Origin of the sequence: Azospirillum sp. TSH100, assembly GCF_004923295.1 — a bacterium.
Lineage (GTDB): Bacteria > Pseudomonadota > Alphaproteobacteria > Azospirillales > Azospirillaceae > Azospirillum.
Genome location: NZ_CP039634.1, coordinates 1,233,603 through 1,250,415, shown reverse-complemented (window position 1 = coordinate 1,250,415; position 16,813 = coordinate 1,233,603). Strand labels below are relative to the sequence as shown.

The window sequence follows — 16,813 nt, the reverse complement described above, 5'->3', positions numbered from 1 at the left end:
CTCTTGCAATGAGAGCTCACCACGAAATGATCAGGGTCCGGCCGGTCGTCGGAGCGGCCCGCCGTCGGTCAGCGCACGGCCTCTCGCAGGAACAGGTCCTGCCAGCCGAAGCGCAGCATGTGCTGGGGGATTTCTCCGGCGCGGCCGATCCGGTCGCCGGCGATCAGCGTGGCCCCGGCCGCCCGCGCCGCGACCGCGAGGCTGGTCGATGTGATGCCGACGATGCAGGTCTTCAGGTTCGCCCGCTCCGCAGCCGCGACGAAGCTGTTCATATCCTCCATGATCCTGGCCTCGGTGCCGCGGTCGGAGGCGATCATGGTGGTGAGGCCGGTCAAACCGGTTCCCGACAGGCTCGCAAAACTCTGCTGGCGGCATTCAACGCGCAGGAATGTCCAGCGGCAAAATGGCCGCACCTCGTTGACCAGCTCACTCATCCGGCCGTTGGGCACACCGGCAGGGAACCGCAGGAATTCAAAGACCAGGAAGGGGCGCAGATAGTCCGGCACCGAGTGGCAGATCGCGAGATAGTCCTGGCGGGTCCGGCGTGCCGCCAGCGTCTCGAAACAGACAGGCACAGACACCATCAGCCGGAACTTGTTGCGGAACAATTCGTCCAGAATTTCAACCGTGTCGGCGAGGGTTTCGATGTCGACCTTGGCCAATTGCTGCGGTTCGCCGATCGCCGACAGCGCCGCCATTCCTTCGACAGAGGTTCCATCGGGAAAGCGGCGGACCGGCGTGCACATGTAGGTGGAAATCACCTGCCGGCCGACGTCCCACAGTGGGCGGTACATGGTGCCGATCTGCGCCATTTCCAGCTGCGAAAGCTTCAGCCTGCGCGGCTCCTCCGCACCGGCCGCGGCAGACGCCGCCGGGGGTGCTGTCGAGGGCGCCGCCGGAACCGCAGCTCGTTTCACGGAGCCATCCGCCTCAACCGTCAGCTCGACCGCCGAAAGAAGGTCCGCGACGGAGGCATGTTCAAACATCAACTTTCCATCGACCACGCCAACGGCCGTGGAAACGGTGATGTCAGCGAGTTTGGGATCACCGAGGAAAAGCCGGTACAGTTCCTCGGCGATCTTGGCGCAGACGAGTGACGCGGCTGGCCGGCTCAACGTTGCAAAGACGATGATGTATTCGCCGTCACTGCTGCGGAACTGGACGTCCTTCTCGGCAATGTGACGGTTGATGATGCGATCCGCAGAGCTGTGGACGCGGTCGCGCAACTCATCCCAAGCTGGGCCGAGGCTTGCACGCAAGGTGTCGAGGTTCAGCATATGGATACGGCCGGCAGAGAGCAGTTGCGGCTGGGCCAGCAGCACTTTCAGCCGACGCTCCAAGGTCTTCATCCGCTCGATATCGGCATCGTTTACCACTCCGCTCCGCGGCGAAGGGGCGGATGCGGCGGGCTCCTCCTCGACGAACCAGTTCCGGAGCTTTTCCCCAACGACAGTCCGAGCATGACCGGATCCTTTTCAGAGTCGACGTCACCTGGGACGGGCGGGATGGACGATGGGATGGACGATGGGATGGTCGGGCAGGCAACGGGAGACCACGGCCAGCAGTTGATCCCGGGTAAAGGGTTTGCTGAGGACGTGATCGGCGCCCATCTGTTCGGCAACCTTCAGCAATTCCATGGCATGACTGCGTCCGCCACCGGAGATGGCGATGATCTTCATGGCCGGCATTGAGCGACGGATGTGCATGATCGTGCCGATCCCGTCCGCCCGTGGCATGATCAGGTCGCAGATGACCAGATCGACGGCACTGGTCCGCAACTGACGCAAGCCCTCTTCGCCATCCTCCGCCTCGATGACGGTCATCGATTGGCGCTCCAGAAACTGGCGCAGAACAAGGCGCACCATGTCCTCGTCATCTATCACGAGCACCGTCGGCATCATGCCCCCCATCCGCGTGGGCTTGCTGTCTTGCACCACAAAAGAATGCGCGGAAGGCCATTGCCAGAGCGTTAACATGCGAACGGGGACACTGCCGATGGTGTGTGGATTATCCGATGATCCTCACCTCAAGCACATTGGCTATGATCCTGGGGGCTGGCCCCTTGACCAGCGGGCCACGTCGTCGACGCCCATGGCTCCCCGAGCCGTGAGACTTTTTTCGCCGGCCGCGCCCCAATGTCGGCTGGAACCCCGGGGAGCCCGCGCGGGCCAGTTGCTGCGCAGTGCACGAGATGCTCTGCCCGCGGCGCCGTCATGACCTGGATGAAGCAGGTGTCGCATTTCCCCGCTGTCCGCTGTCGGACATCGATTCTTTCCAAGAGCCTCCACACACTCGGCACATTTGTTGTGAATCGGCATGGAATAAGGGCTCTGTCGCAGATTTGATGGTGCGGACCTCATCCGGGGCCGATGACGCGTGCCTGAAGGGTGTCGAGTTTGCCGCGGCCATACATTTGCCGCTTCACCAGCTTGAGCTTGGTGATCTGCCCCTCTGTCTGGCCGTTGGATCACGGCAGAGTGATTGCCGCGATGACGGCATTCCGGTCCTTGGCCACTCCATTGGCGAAGGATGCCACCAAGCTCGCCTTGGCCCGCTGCAGCCAGGGCTCAAGTTCCTCGGCACTTTTCTTCCGGATCATCGACTGGAACGCCGCAACGATTTCACGCGCCTCGACCAGAAGCGGCACTCCGCCTTCAATTGCCGCTACCGTCACCGTCTCCGCTTTGGTCAGAACCTCCCGTCCGATGGTGAGCAAGCGCGCAATCGTCCGCGCCGCCGGCGTACGGCTATGTTCCCTGAACTGATGGTGTGGGCGGGAGCAATCCAGCAAAGGAGGTTCTGAGCCCATGGAGTACGATCTGGCCAGGACGAACGCCCAACCTGTGCAATGACTGCTGGGTGACGCAACTGCCGATGACGGCAATACGGGTCGGTCTGAATGAACATGCTTTGTTTACCATACCAGAACCGTTCTGAATCTCGTCCGATGCCATCGTCATTATCCATATGGCAGTTATACCCCACCGCAAGGCATGGCTTCACCCATATCGATCAGGTTTCGTTCCGGCGCCTGCATGCAAGCCGCGCTACCTCGCCCCCACCGGCCGACTCCTCCCCTCTCCAGCACGCCCCTGTGCGCTTAAGGTTGCCCGCGCCGCGCAGGAATGCGCAGGCGGACGCCACACTCGCTGGAATGTCTGCGCCATGGCTGAGGCACCTGCCATGTTTTCCATGATTGTATGAATTCCGCCGGCATATTGCATGCATTCATGTTGACATTGTATGCGGTATTGAGGCATACGATCACGCATTGAATGTAGGCATTGCTTGCTTTTGCCTCGTGAAGGAATGCGCGATGTCATCCGAACAAGAGTGGAGGCCTCTTCCTCCTCTCGGCACCGGTCCGCATGGTCGCTGCATACGCTGCGGCCAGGGTCATCTGTTCAGCGGCCTGCTAAAGCCGCGCTCCCACTGCGAGGTCCGTGGCCTGGACCATTCCTATGACGCTCCGGCTGCTGGCCCCGCCCGCTGACAAAGACCAGAGTTCGACCTGACTGCCCAGGTTTCCCTTACGACATCTAGCGTCACAGCTTGGAGATATTCAAAATGTATGATTGGTTCCCCATGGTCTTCTTTCCGTTCAAGATTATCGTTTTAGGCACCGGGATGTTCTTCGCCATCAAGTGGCATCACGATCAAGCGAAGAAGGATCGAGCGAAGAAGAATAACGAAGCCAGCAGACCATAAACGCCCTCCGGACACACCCTTGTTTCACGGTCGAGGTCCCGGATCTCGAAATCCTGTTGCTATGGATGGAGCAGGCTTCGGTACGCATGGATTCGAACCGGTGCCGCGAGATCGGCACATGGTGAATGCAGAGCGCCTGGGGCTGACTCTCCGGAGGGCGGAAAGATACGGTCGGTGGAGGATGCGGAATGCATGCTGTCCTCCGGCAAAGGGCCGGATCACAAAAAGCCCCCAGCTCCGGATAATCGGGTGCTGAGGCTTTCAGACGGTGTCTCTTCCGCGGCTGTCTTACCATAGCTGCCTTACCGTATTGGTCGCGCCGCCTATATCCACCGCCCTTCCGCTCTCCATACGGCAGGACTGATGTTGAGGTTGGCAACCACGACGGCAGGGTTGAAGTCTGCTCGCCAAAATTCGCTATATCCGCGATCTACAGCGGATCAACCATGGTGGCGCGAAACTGATCCCCGTGATTGCTGAAGGCTTTGCCGCTGAATGCCTATCGGCAGCCACGCCGGAATTTCTCCAGCATTTTCAAAGTGGTGCGGGCGGCGGGACTCGAACCCGCATACCTAAGGGTGAGGGATTTTAAGTCCCTTGCGTCTACCAATTTCGCCACGCCCGCGCCCCGGACCCTGCCGGTGTCATCCGGTCCGGACGACCGGATCGACGATGGCAAAGTCCATGTCCATGAACGGTCCCACGCTGCGCGCAGAAATTGCATACACAAATATGCAACGCACCGTTCCGTGGTTATGACTTAGACAATCGCGGGGGCGTGGGTCAAGGGGCCTTCGCAAAACCGCAGGCATTCCCATATCGAAGGATGCGCAACTGTGGAACTGGCCCCGACAGAGGCGGAGACGTGACGGAGGCAGCGTGAGAGAGACGGATTGGATGTCGCTGGCGGCGCTGCTGATGATCGCGGTCCTGGTGGTGCCGGCGGCACTGCGCCGAAACCGCGGGGTCGTACTGCGCAATGCCGCGCTGTGGCTGGCGCTGATCGTCGCCCTCGTCTGGGTCTATGACCGTTTCGGGCCGTTCGGCAACTGACTGCGGCGACCGACCGGGACAACCGATCAGGGCGATCGGTTAGGGACGCGTGTCCTCGTTCATCGTCATGATGCCGATCCCCATCGACACGCTGCCGAAGGTCAGCATCAGGCCGGCATACAGCATCACGGTGGCGGTGATGCCATATTCGCTGTTGCCGATCAGCGTCGCCAGCTTGGCGACGTCGAACCACAGCAGCCCGGTCGCCAGCACCACGGCGCCGACGATGCCGGCGAACAGATGGCGGATAAGAAACAGCAATGCTGCTTTCTCGAAGCTCTTCATGGCGGGGCTCCCGCGGCAGACCTGATGCGGATGACAGGACATTAACGTAGAACCGAATCGGTCCGCGACAATCGATCCGCCGAGATAGACTCCTTTTGGGCCACGGTCACAGCCGTCATTACCCTTTCGTACCAACCGTGACGGTCGGCGTGCCTCCCAGGCGGCGGACGATCCCCGCCAGCTCGTCGGCCGCGGCGCTCACTTCCGCTTCGTCGGTGCCGCGCAGAACCAGGCTGACGCCGAAGGCTCCGCTGCGGAAGTAAGGATAGCTGCCGATCTCCAACGCCGGATGGCGGTCCTGAAGGGCCGAAAGCTCCTCGGCGATCATCCCCTCCGCCAGTTCGCAGGCCACGGTGCGGGCATGCAGCGCCGGACCACCGGCCAGACGCGGCAGGACGCCGTCGAGCATCGCCCGCATGATGTTGGGGACGCCGGCCATCACGAAGACGTTGCCGATCTGGAAGCCCGGCGCCTGGCTGATCGGGTTGTCGATCAGGATGCCGCCGGCCGGGACATTGGCCATGCGCAGCCGCGCCTCGTTCAGCTGGCCGGCGGCATAATGGCGCTCCAGCCGGGCGACCGCTTCCGCATTGCGCTCCAGCGCAACACCGAAGGCCTTGGCGACGCAGGCGGCGGTGATGTCGTCGTGGGTCGGCCCGATGCCGCCGGTGGTGAAGACGTAGCTGTAGCGGGCGCGCAGGGCGTTGACGGCGGTGACGATCTCCTCCTCGACGTCCGGCACCACGCGGGCCTCGCGCAGCCGCACGCCGATCTCCGTCAGCTTCTCGGCGATGTGGCCCAGGTTGGCATCCTTGGTCCGGCCCGACAGGATCTCATTGCCGATCACCAGCACGGCGGCGGTCGGATTTGTGGCGGTCCGGCTTTCTATGGTCTCGGACGTCATCTGGCGGGGGTCTCCATCGGAACGCTCTTGTCGAGCGGGAAGGCCAAGGGTAGCGTCGCCCGCAAGATGCGCTTTCCCACCCCCCTTCTTCAAGGTCGCCTGATCCGCCGCTACAAGCGGTTTCTCGCCGATGTCCTGCTGGACGGGGCGGAGGTGACGGCGCATGTCCCCAATTCCGGGAGCATGATCGGACTGGACATCCCCGGCTCGGCCGTCTGGTTGTCGCGCTCCGACAATCCGAAACGCAAGCTCGCCTACACGCTGGAACTGGTGGAGGCCGCCGCCCCGTGGGGCGAAGGTCTGGTCGGCGTCAACACCGGCCATCCCAACGCGCTGGTCGCCGCCGCTATCTCCGCCGGCACCATCCCCGAGCTGGCCGGCTACGACCGGCTGCGGCGCGAGGTGAGGTACGGACGCAACAGCCGCATCGACGTGCTGCTGGAGGACGACCCGGCCCGGCCCGGCGCCAATCGCCTCTCTATGAGGCCTGCCACCTATGTCGAGGTCAAGAACGTCCATCTGCGCCGCCCCGACGGCCCGCACGCCGACGCCGCCGAGTTCCCGGACTGCGTCACCGCCCGCGGCGCCAAGCATCTGGAGGAGATGGCGGCGATGGTGGCCCAGGGCTGCCGCGCGGTCATGCTCTACCTTGTCCAGCGCGGCGACTGTTCCCATTTCCGCACGGCGGCCGACCTCGACCCGGCCTATCATGACGGCCTGCGCCGCGCGCTGGATTCGGGGGTGGAGGCACTGTGTTGGTCTTGCGCGATCACACCCGAATCGATTGAATTGGACCGGCCGCTGCCGATCCGGCTTTAACGCTGCGGCGGGCTTCGTCATCCGGCATCTGGTTACCTGGCATAGGGGCTTTCGTCTTGGAACAGGATCACGTCGACTCCAACCGCGTCCGCCTTCATGGTCCGGAGGGATTCGAAGGCATGCGCAAGGCCGGCCATCTGGCCGCGCTGGCACTGGACTACATCGTCCCCTATGTGCAGCCGGGCGTCACCACCGGCGAGCTCGACCGCCTGCTGGAGCAGTTCATCCGCGACCATGGCGGCATCCCCGCCCCGCTGGGCTATCGCGGTTTCCCGCGCGCCAACTGCATCTCGGTCAACCATGTCGTCTGCCACGGCATCCCCGGCGACAAGCGGCTGGCCGACGGCGACATCCTGAACATCGACGTCACGCCGATCGTCAACGGCTGGTACGGCGACAGCAGCCGCATGTATCTGTGCGGCGACGTCGGCGTGAAGGCGCGCAAGCTGGTCGATGTCACCTATGACGCGCTGATGATCGGCATCGCCGCGGTGAAGCCGGGCGCCACGCTGGGCGACATCGGCCATGCCATCCAGACCTTCGCCGAATCCCACCGCTTTTCGGTGGTCCGCGACTTCTGCGGCCACGGCGTCGGCCGCGTCTTCCACGAGCCGCCGTCGGTCCTGCATTATGGCAAGCCGGGCGAGGGTCTGGTCCTGCGGGAGGGCATGATCTTCACCATCGAACCGATGATCAACACCGGCCGCCCCGACGTGAAGATCCTGGGCGACGGCTGGACCGCGGTGACCAAGGACAAGTCGCTGTCCGCCCAGTTCGAGCATTCCATCGGCGTCACCGCCGACGGGGCGGAGATCTTCACCCTGTCGCCGGCGGGCTTCACCAAGCCGCCCTACGCGGTGGAGTGAGGCGGGCGGGTATCGAGGGGTGAGTGGCGGGCGCCGTGTCGGAAAGATGCGGCGCCCGAGTTGTTTTCGGCAACCGCCAAGCACTCGATTGACCAGCGCCGCACAGGACAGCAGCGCAACAGCCCCAAAACGATCAAGGGCCCGGCAATTGCTTGCCGAGCCCTTGAAGAAACTGGTGCCGCAACAGGGATTTGAACCCCGGACCTACTGATTACGAATCAGTTGCTCTACCCCTGAGCTACTGCGGCGTCGTTGTGGCGCGGAACATAGCGAGGTGCTTGCTGGGATGCAAGCGGTGAATTTCGGAAAAATCGGCCGCCCGCTCTCATCCCAGCCATGCACCCGAACACCTCATCCGTGTTGCCGGATCACCTCCAGGAAGGCGTCGGCGTAGCGTTCCAACTTGCGGCCACCGACTCCCGGCAGATGGGCGAAGCTGGCGTGGTCGCGGGGGCGCTGGGCCACCATCTCCAGCAAGGTGCTGTCGTGGAAGATCACATAGGGCGGCACGCTCTGCGCCTTCGCCAGCGCCGTCCGGCAGTCCTTCAGCGCATGCCACAGCGCGTCGTCCGCCGCAGACAGCGCCCCGCGGGCACCGGAGCGCGATACGCCCTCTCCACTCAGACCACCGCCGACCGATCCGCCACGCGCCGTGTGGCGGCGCAGGGCGTCGTGGACGCCACGACGGCGTTCCAGCACCGGGTCCTTGCGCAGCTTCACCACCCGCTGCCCCTTGATGACGGCAACGCCGGCATCGGTCAGGCGGAAGCCGCCATAGCCTTCCAGATCGACGGTCAAGAGGCCGGTCGCCACCAGCTGGCGGTAGACCGACTGCCATTCGACCTTGGTCAGATCCTTGCCGACGCCGAAGGTCTTCAACTGGTCATGGTTCTGCTGCACCACCTTCTCGGTGGCGTTGCCGACCAGCACGTCGATCAGGTGGCCGGCGCCATAGCGCTGGCCGGTGCGGTAGACCGCCGACAGCGCCTTCTGCGCGGCGACGGTGCCGTCCCAGGTCTCGACCGGGTCGAGGCAGGTGTCGCAGTTGCCGCAGGGCTCCGGCAGAGTCTCGTTGAAATAGTTCAGCAGCACCTGGCGGCGGCAGTCCGGCGTCTCGCAGAAGCCCAGCAAGGCCTCCAGCTTGCCGCGCTCCACCCGGCGGTGGCTGTCGCCGGCCTCCGACTGCTCCAGCATCTGGCGCAGCATCACCACGTCGGCCATGCCGTAGGCCATCCAGGCGTTGGCGGGCAGGCCGTCGCGGCCGGCGCGGCCGGTCTCCTGATAATAGGCTTCCAGGCTCTTGGGCGGGTCGAGATGGCAGACGAAGCGGACGTTCGGCTTGTCGATGCCCATGCCGAAGGCGACAGTGGCGACCATCACCAGACCTTCGCTCTTGATGAAGCGGTCCTGGTTGGCCTCGCGCGTCTCGGCGGGCAGCCCGGCATGGTAGGGCAGAGCCTCGCGGCCCTGTTGGTTCAGCCAGGCCGCGACCTCCTCCACCTTGTTGCGCGACATGCAATAGACGATGCCGGCGTCTTCCGGATGGTTCTCGCGCAGGAAGGCCAGCATCTGCTGGCGCTCGCTCTTCTTCGGCACCACGCGGTAGGTGATGTTGGGCCGGTCGAAGCTGGACAGGAAGACGCGGGCCTCGGACAGCCCCAGCTTGTCCTTGATCTCGGCGCGGGTCTGCACGTCGGCGGTGGCGGTCAGCGCGATGCGCGGCACCATCGGGTGGCGCTCGTGCAGGATCGACAGCTGGAGATATTCCGGGCGGAAGTCATGCCCCCACTGCGACACGCAATGCGCCTCGTCCAGCGCGAACAGCGCCAGCCGGGTGCGGTCGAGCAGGTCGAGGAAGCGGGGCGTCACCAGCCGTTCGGGCGCCACATAGACAAGCTCGATCTCGCCCTGCACCATCGCCCGCTCCACCTCCCGCGCCTCGGCCGGGCCGAGGGACGAGTTGAGGAAGGCGGCGCGCACGCCCAGCTCCCGCAAGGCCGTCACCTGATCGCGCATCAGGGCGATCAGCGGGGAGACCACCACCGTCACACCGTCGCGCACCAGCGCCGGGATCTGGTAGCACAGCGACTTGCCGCCGCCGGTCGGCATCAGCACCAGCGCGTCGCCGCCGCGCACCACATGGTCGATGATGTCGGCCTGCTGGCCACGGAAGGAGTCGTAGCCGAAAACCGTCCGCAGCGCGTCGAGCGCCGTGGCCGGCCGTTGACCGGAGGCATCGTCCGACGCCCCCAGGTTGCTGTAGGAAAACAACGAATCCACGCCGATGCGGTTCAGGAAAGTGGTGCCGGAGATCCGGCTTGTCGTCTCAACGCCCCATCATGTCGCACAGATCGCCCGCAGGGCAAAGCCGCAAAGGGTCACGCCTGGAAACAAAGGTCGGACCCGCACCGGCGTCACCACACATTGGCGTGAAAAGGCAGCGCCTGCTCATCGTCCGCGTGCAAACTGAAAACGGCGGATGGGTGGTCCATCCGCCGTTTCAGAAGGAGGAAGGTGGCATGAGCAAAATGCCGTTCTTCCTGGTGCTCCAGTGGCGGAGATGGCGGATCGAGATCCGCCTGATCCGGCGCTAAGCACTGGAAGCGTGCCGGCGGGTGCGGGAACACCCGCCGGCCACCTCCGAAAAATATACAGCCGCGCGGCTCGATTCTCAACGCGCGGTATCTACACCTACAGCAGATCCCGCAGCATCGCCACCAGCGGCACGTCGGCCGGCGGCATCGGGTAGTCGCCCATCCGGTTCGGGTAGACCCAGGCGAGTTTCTGCCCCTCCCGCGCCATCACCTCGCCCTCCCACACCCGGCAGACATAGAGCGGCATCAGCAGATGGAAGCGCTCATAGCTGTGCGACGCGAAGGTGAAGGGGGCGAGGCAGCTGGCCGCCGTGTCGATGCCCAGCTCCTCCTTCAGCTCCCGCACCAGCGCGGCCTCGGGCGTTTCCCCGGCATCGACCTTGCCACCGGGGAATTCCCACAATCCCGCCAGCGACTTGCCGGCCGGGCGCTGGGCGAGCAGCACGCGCCCGTCGGCATCGACGAGCGCCACCGCGACGACCAGCAGCACCGGCAGCGAGCCGGGCGCGGGGGTGGAACTGGGATCGAAACAGGCGCTCACGGCCGATCAGCTCCGGTAGCTGCCGTTGATGTCGATATAGCCGTGCGTCAGGTCGCAGGTCCACACCTTCGCCGTCCCCTTGCCCAGGCCGAGGTCGATGTCGATGTCGACCTCCTTGCCCTTCATGTGGGCAGTGACCGGCGCCTCGTCGTAACCGGGGACTTCCATCCCGTCGGCGCAGATCAGGGTGCCGCCGACGGTGATCTTGATGAGGTCGCGGTCGGCGCGCTCGCCGGCGCGGCCGATGGCGGCGACGATGCGGCCCCAGTTGGCGTCCTCGCCGGCCACCGCGGTCTTGACCAGCGGCGAGTTCGCCACCGTCATGCCGATCCGCTTGGCGGCGGCGTCGCTGTCGGCACCGCGCACGGTGATGGCGATGAACTTGGTCGCCCCCTCGCCGTCACGCACCACCTGCAGCGCCAGATCGAGCAGCAGATCCTCCAGCGCGGCGCGGAACTCCGCCAGTTCGGCGGCATCGGCGCTCGACACCGGGGCGTTGCCGGCCTTGCCGGTGGCGAACAGCAGCAGCGTGTCGCTGGTCGAGGTGTCGCCGTCCACCGTGATGGCGTTGAAGGTGCGCTCGGTGAATTCCGACAGCATGTCCTGCAAGGCGGTGGCGGCGATGGCGGCGTCGGTGAAGACGAAGCCCAGCATCGTCGCCATGTCCGGCGCGATCATGCCGGAACCCTTGGCGAAGCCGGCGATGGTCACCGTCGTCCCGCCGATCCTGGCGGTGCGCACCGCCCCCTTCGGGAAGGTGTCGGTGGTCATGATGGCGCGGGCGGCCTTCTCCCACGCGGCGGAATCGGCGGCGAGGCTCGGCGCCATCGGTGCCAGGCACTTGCCGATGGCGTCGGCGGCCAGCGGGATGCCGATCACGCCGGTCGACGCGATATAGACCTCGTCCGGAGCGCAGCCGGCCAGCTCGGCGGCGGCGCTGACGGTCGCCTGCACGGTGGCGTCGCCCGCCTTGCCGGTGAAGGCGTTGGCATTGCCGGCATTCACCACCACGGCGCGGGCCGAGCCCTTGGGCAGGCTGTCGCGGCACCAGATCACCGGGGCCGAGCAGGTCAGCGACCGGGTCAGCACGCCCGCCACGCTGGTGCCGGGATCCAGCACGGCCAGCAGCAGATCGTCGCGGCCCTTGTATCGGATGCCGCTGTTCGCCGTGGCGATGCGCACGCCCGCGATGGGCGGCAACGTCGGGAAGCTGGCGGGAGCCAAGGGGGAGAGGGTCGTGGCCATGGAGGGAATTCCCGTGGTGGGGGAGTGGTGGTGGCGTAAGGGTGGAGAGAAGATGCGGACGGCCGCCCCCTCCCCGTCTTGCAGGGAAGGGGCGGCCGTCCGCCGCCGTCTTACTTCTTCGCCGGCTCAGCCGGGGTGGCCGGAGCGGCGGCCGGCTCTTCCTTCGGCATCGGCGAGCCGTCGAGCTGGAAGGTCTCGATCTTCGCCTTGCCGCGCAGCTCCTCGACCAGCGCGGTGACGATGTCCTTCGACAGCGTCTGCTCCAGCTGCGGCTTCACCTCGTCAAGCGTCGGCTGCGGCTGGGTGCGCCGGTCCTCGACCTTGATGATGTGGTAGCCGAACTGGGTCTTGACCGGCTCCTTGCTGATCTCGCCCGGCTTCATGGCGAAGGCGGCGTTGGCGAAGGGCTCGACCATCGCGTCCTTGGTGAAGTAGCCGAGGTCGCCGCCCTGGGCCGCGGCGGCGGCGTCCTTGGACTTCTCCTTGGCCAGCTTGGCGAAATCGCCGCCCTTCTTCAGCTGGGCGATGATGGCCTTGGCCTCGTCCTCCTTCTCGACCAGGATGTGGGCGGCCTTGACCTCCTCCTGCGCCGGGTTCTCCTTCAGGTAATCCTGATAGGCCTTGTTCAGCGCCTCGGGCGTGACGCGGGCCTTGATCTCCTTCTGGATGAAGGCGCGCTGGACCGCGCGCTCCTCGGCGCGCTTGATCTCGTCCTTCACCTCGGCCGAATCGGCCAGACCGGCCTTGTAGCCGGCCGAGGAGACCAGCTTGCCGCTGACCAGCTGGTCGATCACAGCCGGATAGATCATCTCGATCGGCATCTGCTGCACCTGGGGCGGCAGCTGCGAGACCATGCGGGTGACGTCCGACTTGTGCAGCTCCTCGCCGTTGACGCGGGCGACGACCGGATCGGCCGGGGCGGCCGGGGCCGGAGCAGCGGCGGCAGCCGGAGCCGGAGCGGCCGGCGCCGGGGTAGCGGGAGCCGTCGTCTGGGCATGGGCGGCCAGCGCGATGCCACAGGCGGCAACCGACAGGAGCGCGGTGCGGAACACTCGTTGAACCATGGCGTGTCTGTTTCCTTCCGGCGGATGCTTCGCAACAAATGGGCGGCCGATGGGCCGGCGCCCGTTTCGCATGGTCTGCGGCATCGGAGCCATCCGCCGCTCCGCGCCCGATTCCGCAGGGGATTAAGCATGGCTGAGCCGCGCGGGGCAAGGGTCCCCATTGTCCCGTGCTGCGGCAACCGCCCTATAGCTGTGCACCTGCGCAGGGGATACCAGCCCTCACCGGCGCCAGCCAACCGCCACGGCGCTTTCTGGACGCGAATTCATCAAACGGTCATGGCAGACCCCATCCAGCCGCCTGCGCAAATGCCGCAACGATGCCCCCGCCGGCCCGGTCTCGTTGACAGGGCCTTGCCATAGTCCTATGTGAGACCCGTCGATAGGCTGGCCCACATTCCGCTTTACTCCCGAGGTTTTCATGTTCGGCGCTCTCGCCCGCAAGATTTTCGGCACCGCCAACACGCGCGCGGTCAAGGCGCTGCACAAGACCGTCGCTCAGATCAACGCGCTGGAGCCGTCGGTCGCCGCGCTGTCGGACGACCAGCTGAAGGGTCGCACCGACTGGCTGCGCGAGCGGCTGGCCAAGGGCGAGACGCTGGACGACATCCTGCCGGATGCCTTCGCCACCGTGCGCGAGGCGGCCAAGCGCGTGCTGGGCCAGCGCCATTTCGACGTGCAGCTGATGGGCGGCATGGTGCTGCACAGCGGCAAGATCGCCGAGATGCGCACCGGCGAAGGCAAGACCCTGGTCGCCACGCTGGCCGTCTACCTGAACGCGCTGGAAGGCAAGGGCGTCCATGTCGTCACCGTGAACGACTACCTCGCCTCGCGCGACAGCGGCTGGATGGCGCGGGTCTACGGCTTCCTCGGGCTGTCGACCGGCTGCATCGTCCATGGGCTGGACGACGACGAGCGGCGCGCCGCCTATGCCGCCGACATCACCTACGGCACGAACAACGAGTTCGGCTTCGACTATCTGCGCGACAACATGAAGTTCCGGCTGGAGGAGCTGGTCCAGCGGCCCTTCAACTTCGCCATCGTCGACGAGGTCGACTCGATCCTGATCGACGAGGCGCGCACGCCGCTGATCATCTCCGGCCCGTCGACCGATTCGTCGGAGATGTATGTCCAGGTCGACCGGCTGATCCCGATGCTGGTTCCTGAGGATTACGAGAAGGACGAGAAGCACCGCTCCGTCAGCTTCACCGAGGCCGGTCAGGAGCATATGGAGCAGCTGCTCAGCGAAGCCGGGCTGCTGAAGTCGGGCGGTCTCTACGACATCCAGAATGTGGCGCTGGTCCACCATTCGCAGCAGGCGCTGCGCGCCCACATGCTGTTCCAGCGCGACAAGGACTACATCGTCAAGGACGACAAGGTCGTCATCATCGACGAGTTCACCGGCCGCATGATGGAAGGCCGCCGCTTCTCCGAAGGCCTGCACCAGGCGCTGGAAGCCAAGGAGAAGGTGACGATCCAGCGCGAGAACCAGACGCTGGCCTCCATCACCTTCCAGAATTATTTCCGCATCTATCCGAAGCTGGCCGGCATGACCGGCACCGCCCTGACCGAAGCGGCTGAGTTCGGCGAGATTTACGGGCTGGAAGTGGTCGACATGCCGACCAACGTCCCGGTCAAGCGCATCGACCATGACGACGAGGTCTATCGCACCGCGGCGGAGAAGTACCACGCTATGACCGACCTGATCGAGGACGCGCGCAAGCGCGGCCAGCCGGTGCTGGTCGGCACCACCTCGATCGAGAAGTCGGAACTGCTGTCGGAGCTGCTGACGAAGCGCGGCATCCCGCACAACGTCCTGAACGCCCGCCACCACGAGCAGGAAGCCTACATCGTGGCGCAGGCCGGCCGCGCCGGCGCGGTGACGGTCGCCACCAACATGGCGGGCCGCGGCACCGACATCCAGCTCGGCGGCAATCTCCAGATGCGGATCGAGGTCGAGCTGGCCGACGTTCCGGAAGGTCCGGAGCGCGACGCCCGCATTGCCCAGATCGAGGCCGAGATCGCCGAGGCGCGCGAGAAGGTCAAGCAGGCCGGCGGCCTTTACGTCATCGGCACCGAGCGGCACGAGAGCCGCCGCATCGACAACCAGCTGCGCGGCCGCTCCGGCCGCCAGGGCGATCCCGGCACCTCGAAGTTCTTCCTGTCGCTGGAAGACGACCTGATGCGCATCTTCGGGTCGGAACGGATGGACAGCATGCTCCAGCGTCTCGGCCTGAAGGAGGGCGAGGCGATCATCCATCCCTGGATCAACAAGGCGTTGGAAAAGGCGCAGCAGAAGGTCGAGGCGCACCATTTCGAGGTCCGCAAGAACCTGCTGAAGTTCGACAACGTCATGAATGACCAGCGCAAGGTCGTCTATGAGCAGCGCCACGAGGTGATGGAGAGCGAGGACATCGCGGAGGAAATCCGCGAGATGCGCCACCAGATCATCGCCAACATGGTGTCGACCGCGATTCCGGCCAACAGCTACTCCGAGCAGTGGGACATCGACGGCCTGCACGAGGCGGTCAACCGCGTGCTCGGCATGGATCTGCCGGTCCATGAGTGGGCCAAGGAAGAGGGCATCGCCGAGCCGGAGATCGAGGAGCGCGTGCGCGAGGCCGCCGACCGCAAATATGCGGACAAGGAGGAGGCCTACGGCGCCGAGACGATGCGGCATGTCGAGAAGAGCATCCTGCTCCAGATCCTGGACCAGGAATGGAAGGACCACCTCCTCCAGCTCGACCATCTGCGCCAGGGCATCAACCTGCGCGCCTACGCCCAGAAGGATCCGCTGAACGAATACAAGCGCGAGGCCTTCGAGCTGTTCGACAGCATGCTGATGGCCCTGCGCGAGCAGGTCACCACCATCCTGATGCATGTCGAAATCCGCATGGCGCCGTCGCAGGAGGAGCTGTTCGCCCGCCAGATGCAGGAGATGCACGAGGGCCGCATGGACCCGGCGCTGGCGATGGCCGCCATGGGGGCTGGCGATGGCGAAGCCCTGCCGGACGGCATGGTCCGCGCATCCACGCTCGCCGGCACGCCGGAGGACCAGCCCCTGCCGGCCGAGGTGATGGAGAACACCCCGCGCAACGCCGCCTGCCCCTGCGGGTCGGGCAAGAAGTTCAAACACTGCCACGGGCGCATGGCCTAAGGATCGGTCAGTGGGGACGCCTGCCGGCGTCCCCACCCTTGCAGTGAAACCAACCTCTTCCCGTCCCGTTTCCCATCCATCACCACGGAGAAGCGGGACGTCATGCTTGAAGAATTCAAGAAGTTCATCAGCCGCGGCAATGTCGTGGAACTGGCGGTCGGCATCATCATTGGCGCCGCCTTCACCGGGATCGTCAATTCCCTGGTCAAGGACATCCTGATGCCGCCGATCGGCTGGATCATGGGCGGCATCGACTTCTCAAACTATTTCCTCAGCCTGTCCGGCGGCCATTACGACTCGCTCCAGGCGGCCGAGGCGGCGGGGGCGGCCACCGTCAATTACGGCCGCTTCATCAACGCCTGCATCAATTTCCTGATCGTCTCGGGCGCGCTGTTCCTGATCGTCCGGCAGGTCAACCGGCTGCACATCCTGCACAGGGAAACGCCCAAGACCCCGCCGCGGCAGGAACAGCTGCTGGAGGAAATCCGCGACGCCCTGCGCGCTCAGGCCGGACACCCGCCCATCAACCGTACCCGCTGACCATTTTCCATCAACGCGGGAGCTTGTCACAGGCTCGTAA

The 16,813-nt window shown here is 65.2% G+C and carries 14 protein-coding genes, 2 tRNA genes and 1 pseudogene; 6 read left to right on the top strand and 11 right to left on the bottom strand.

All coding sequences use genetic code 11. The features are described 5' to 3' along the window. Positions 1-68 precede the first annotated feature (68 nt). From E6C72_RS05930 to E6C72_RS05915, 4 genes and pseudogenes are all read right to left on the bottom strand, one after another. Positions 69-1,376, bottom strand: coding sequence for a hypothetical protein (locus E6C72_RS05930; RefSeq protein ID WP_136700683.1), 1,308 nt, complete (start codon positions 1,374-1,376; stop codon positions 69-71). 111 nt (positions 1,377-1,487) lie between these two features. Then, a complete protein-coding gene (locus E6C72_RS05925; RefSeq protein ID WP_247875917.1) occupies positions 1,488-1,976 on the bottom strand; it encodes a response regulator in 489 nt (162 codons plus the stop codon). A gap of 380 nt (positions 1,977-2,356) precedes the next feature. Continuing rightward, positions 2,357-2,746 (bottom strand): annotated as a pseudogene (locus E6C72_RS05920) (transposase); the annotation flags it as partial. Between the two features lie 1,502 nt (positions 2,747-4,248). Then, a tRNA-Leu gene (locus E6C72_RS05915) sits at positions 4,249-4,333 on the bottom strand. Positions 4,334-4,587: 254 nt separating this feature from the next. On the opposite strand from E6C72_RS05915, the gene E6C72_RS31690 reads away from it, so the two are divergent. Then, a complete protein-coding gene (locus E6C72_RS31690; RefSeq protein ID WP_169055129.1) occupies positions 4,588-4,761 on the top strand; it encodes a hypothetical protein in 174 nt (57 codons plus the stop codon). 39 nt (positions 4,762-4,800) lie between these two features. Here the strand turns inward: E6C72_RS31690 and E6C72_RS05910 are convergent, their stop codons facing one another. After that, positions 4,801-5,046 (bottom strand): hypothetical protein, encoded by a 246-nt coding sequence (locus E6C72_RS05910; protein WP_109442819.1) that lies wholly within the window; start codon positions 5,044-5,046, stop codon positions 4,801-4,803. Between the two features lie 118 nt (positions 5,047-5,164). After that, a complete protein-coding gene (locus E6C72_RS05905) occupies positions 5,165-5,950 on the bottom strand; it encodes a molybdopterin-binding protein (protein WP_109442820.1) in 786 nt (261 codons plus the stop codon). 66 nt (positions 5,951-6,016) lie between these two features. Here E6C72_RS05905 and sfsA point away from each other — a divergent pair, with 66 nt between their 5' ends. Together sfsA and map are read left to right on the top strand one after the other, a co-directional pair. After that, the gene (gene sfsA, locus E6C72_RS05900; protein ID WP_109442841.1) at positions 6,017-6,769 is read left to right on the top strand and encodes a DNA/RNA nuclease SfsA; all 753 of its coding nucleotides are present in this window, start codon (positions 6,017-6,019) and stop codon (positions 6,767-6,769) included. A gap of 56 nt (positions 6,770-6,825) precedes the next feature. Beyond that, positions 6,826-7,635 (top strand): type I methionyl aminopeptidase, encoded by an 810-nt coding sequence (gene map / locus E6C72_RS05895; RefSeq protein WP_109442821.1) that lies wholly within the window; start codon positions 6,826-6,828, stop codon positions 7,633-7,635. 173 nt (positions 7,636-7,808) lie between these two features. Here the strand turns inward: map and E6C72_RS05890 are convergent. After that, positions 7,809-7,883, bottom strand: a tRNA-Thr gene (locus E6C72_RS05890). A gap of 103 nt (positions 7,884-7,986) precedes the next feature. Beyond that, entirely contained in the window at positions 7,987-9,915 is a 1,929-nt protein-coding gene (gene recQ / locus E6C72_RS05885) for a DNA helicase RecQ (protein WP_109442822.1), read from the bottom strand. Positions 9,916-9,953: 38 nt separating this feature from the next. On the opposite strand from recQ, the gene E6C72_RS05880 reads away from it, so the two are divergent. Beyond that, positions 9,954-10,229, top strand: a complete 276-nt coding sequence (locus tag E6C72_RS05880; protein ID WP_136700681.1) for a hypothetical protein — start codon at positions 9,954-9,956, stop codon at positions 10,227-10,229. A 97-nt stretch (positions 10,230-10,326) separates the two neighbouring features. On the opposite strand, the gene mutT is transcribed toward E6C72_RS05880, so the two are convergent. From mutT to E6C72_RS05865, 3 genes are all read right to left on the bottom strand, one after another. Then, the gene (mutT, locus tag E6C72_RS05875; RefSeq protein WP_109442823.1) at positions 10,327-10,770 is read right to left on the bottom strand and encodes an 8-oxo-dGTP diphosphatase MutT; all 444 of its coding nucleotides are present in this window, start codon (positions 10,768-10,770) and stop codon (positions 10,327-10,329) included. Between the two features lie 6 nt (positions 10,771-10,776). Beyond that, positions 10,777-12,015 carry a bifunctional glutamate N-acetyltransferase/amino-acid acetyltransferase ArgJ gene (gene argJ / locus E6C72_RS05870; RefSeq protein ID WP_109442824.1) on the bottom strand — a complete coding sequence of 413 codons (1,239 nt, stop codon included), beginning with the start codon at positions 12,013-12,015 and terminating at the stop codon, positions 10,777-10,779. A 110-nt stretch (positions 12,016-12,125) separates the two neighbouring features. Beyond that, positions 12,126-13,079: a peptidylprolyl isomerase gene (locus E6C72_RS05865; RefSeq protein ID WP_109442825.1), complete on the bottom strand. Its 954-nt coding sequence runs from the start codon at positions 13,077-13,079 to the stop codon at positions 12,126-12,128. Positions 13,080-13,497: 418 nt separating this feature from the next. On the opposite strand from E6C72_RS05865, the gene secA reads away from it, so the two are divergent. Beyond that, a complete protein-coding gene (gene secA / locus E6C72_RS05860; protein ID WP_109442826.1) occupies positions 13,498-16,233 on the top strand; it encodes a preprotein translocase subunit SecA in 2,736 nt (911 codons plus the stop codon). Positions 16,234-16,335: 102 nt separating this feature from the next. Beyond that, positions 16,336-16,773, top strand: coding sequence for a large conductance mechanosensitive channel protein MscL (gene mscL / locus E6C72_RS05855; protein WP_109442827.1), 438 nt, complete (start codon positions 16,336-16,338; stop codon positions 16,771-16,773). Positions 16,774-16,813: the final 40 nt, after the last annotated feature.

Excerpts from the sequence above, each read along its gene's own strand:
- mscL (WP_109442827.1), top strand. The coding sequence starts at position 16,336 with ATGCTTGAAGAATTCAAGAAGTTCATCAGCCGCGGCAATGTCGTGGAA.
- E6C72_RS05925 (WP_247875917.1), bottom strand. The coding sequence starts at position 1,976 with ATGTTAACGCTCTGGCAATGGCCTTCCGCGCATTCTTTTGTGGTGCAA.
- sfsA (WP_109442841.1), top strand. The coding sequence starts at position 6,017 with ATGCGCTTTCCCACCCCCCTTCTTCAAGGTCGCCTGATCCGCCGCTAC.
- E6C72_RS05905 (WP_109442820.1), bottom strand. The coding sequence starts at position 5,950 with ATGACGTCCGAGACCATAGAAAGCCGGACCGCCACAAATCCGACCGCC.
- secA (WP_109442826.1), top strand. The coding sequence starts at position 13,498 with ATGTTCGGCGCTCTCGCCCGCAAGATTTTCGGCACCGCCAACACGCGC.
- E6C72_RS05910 (WP_109442819.1), bottom strand. The coding sequence starts at position 5,046 with ATGAAGAGCTTCGAGAAAGCAGCATTGCTGTTTCTTATCCGCCATCTG.
- E6C72_RS05865 (WP_109442825.1), bottom strand. The coding sequence starts at position 13,079 with ATGGTTCAACGAGTGTTCCGCACCGCGCTCCTGTCGGTTGCCGCCTGT.
- argJ (WP_109442824.1), bottom strand. The coding sequence starts at position 12,015 with ATGGCCACGACCCTCTCCCCCTTGGCTCCCGCCAGCTTCCCGACGTTG.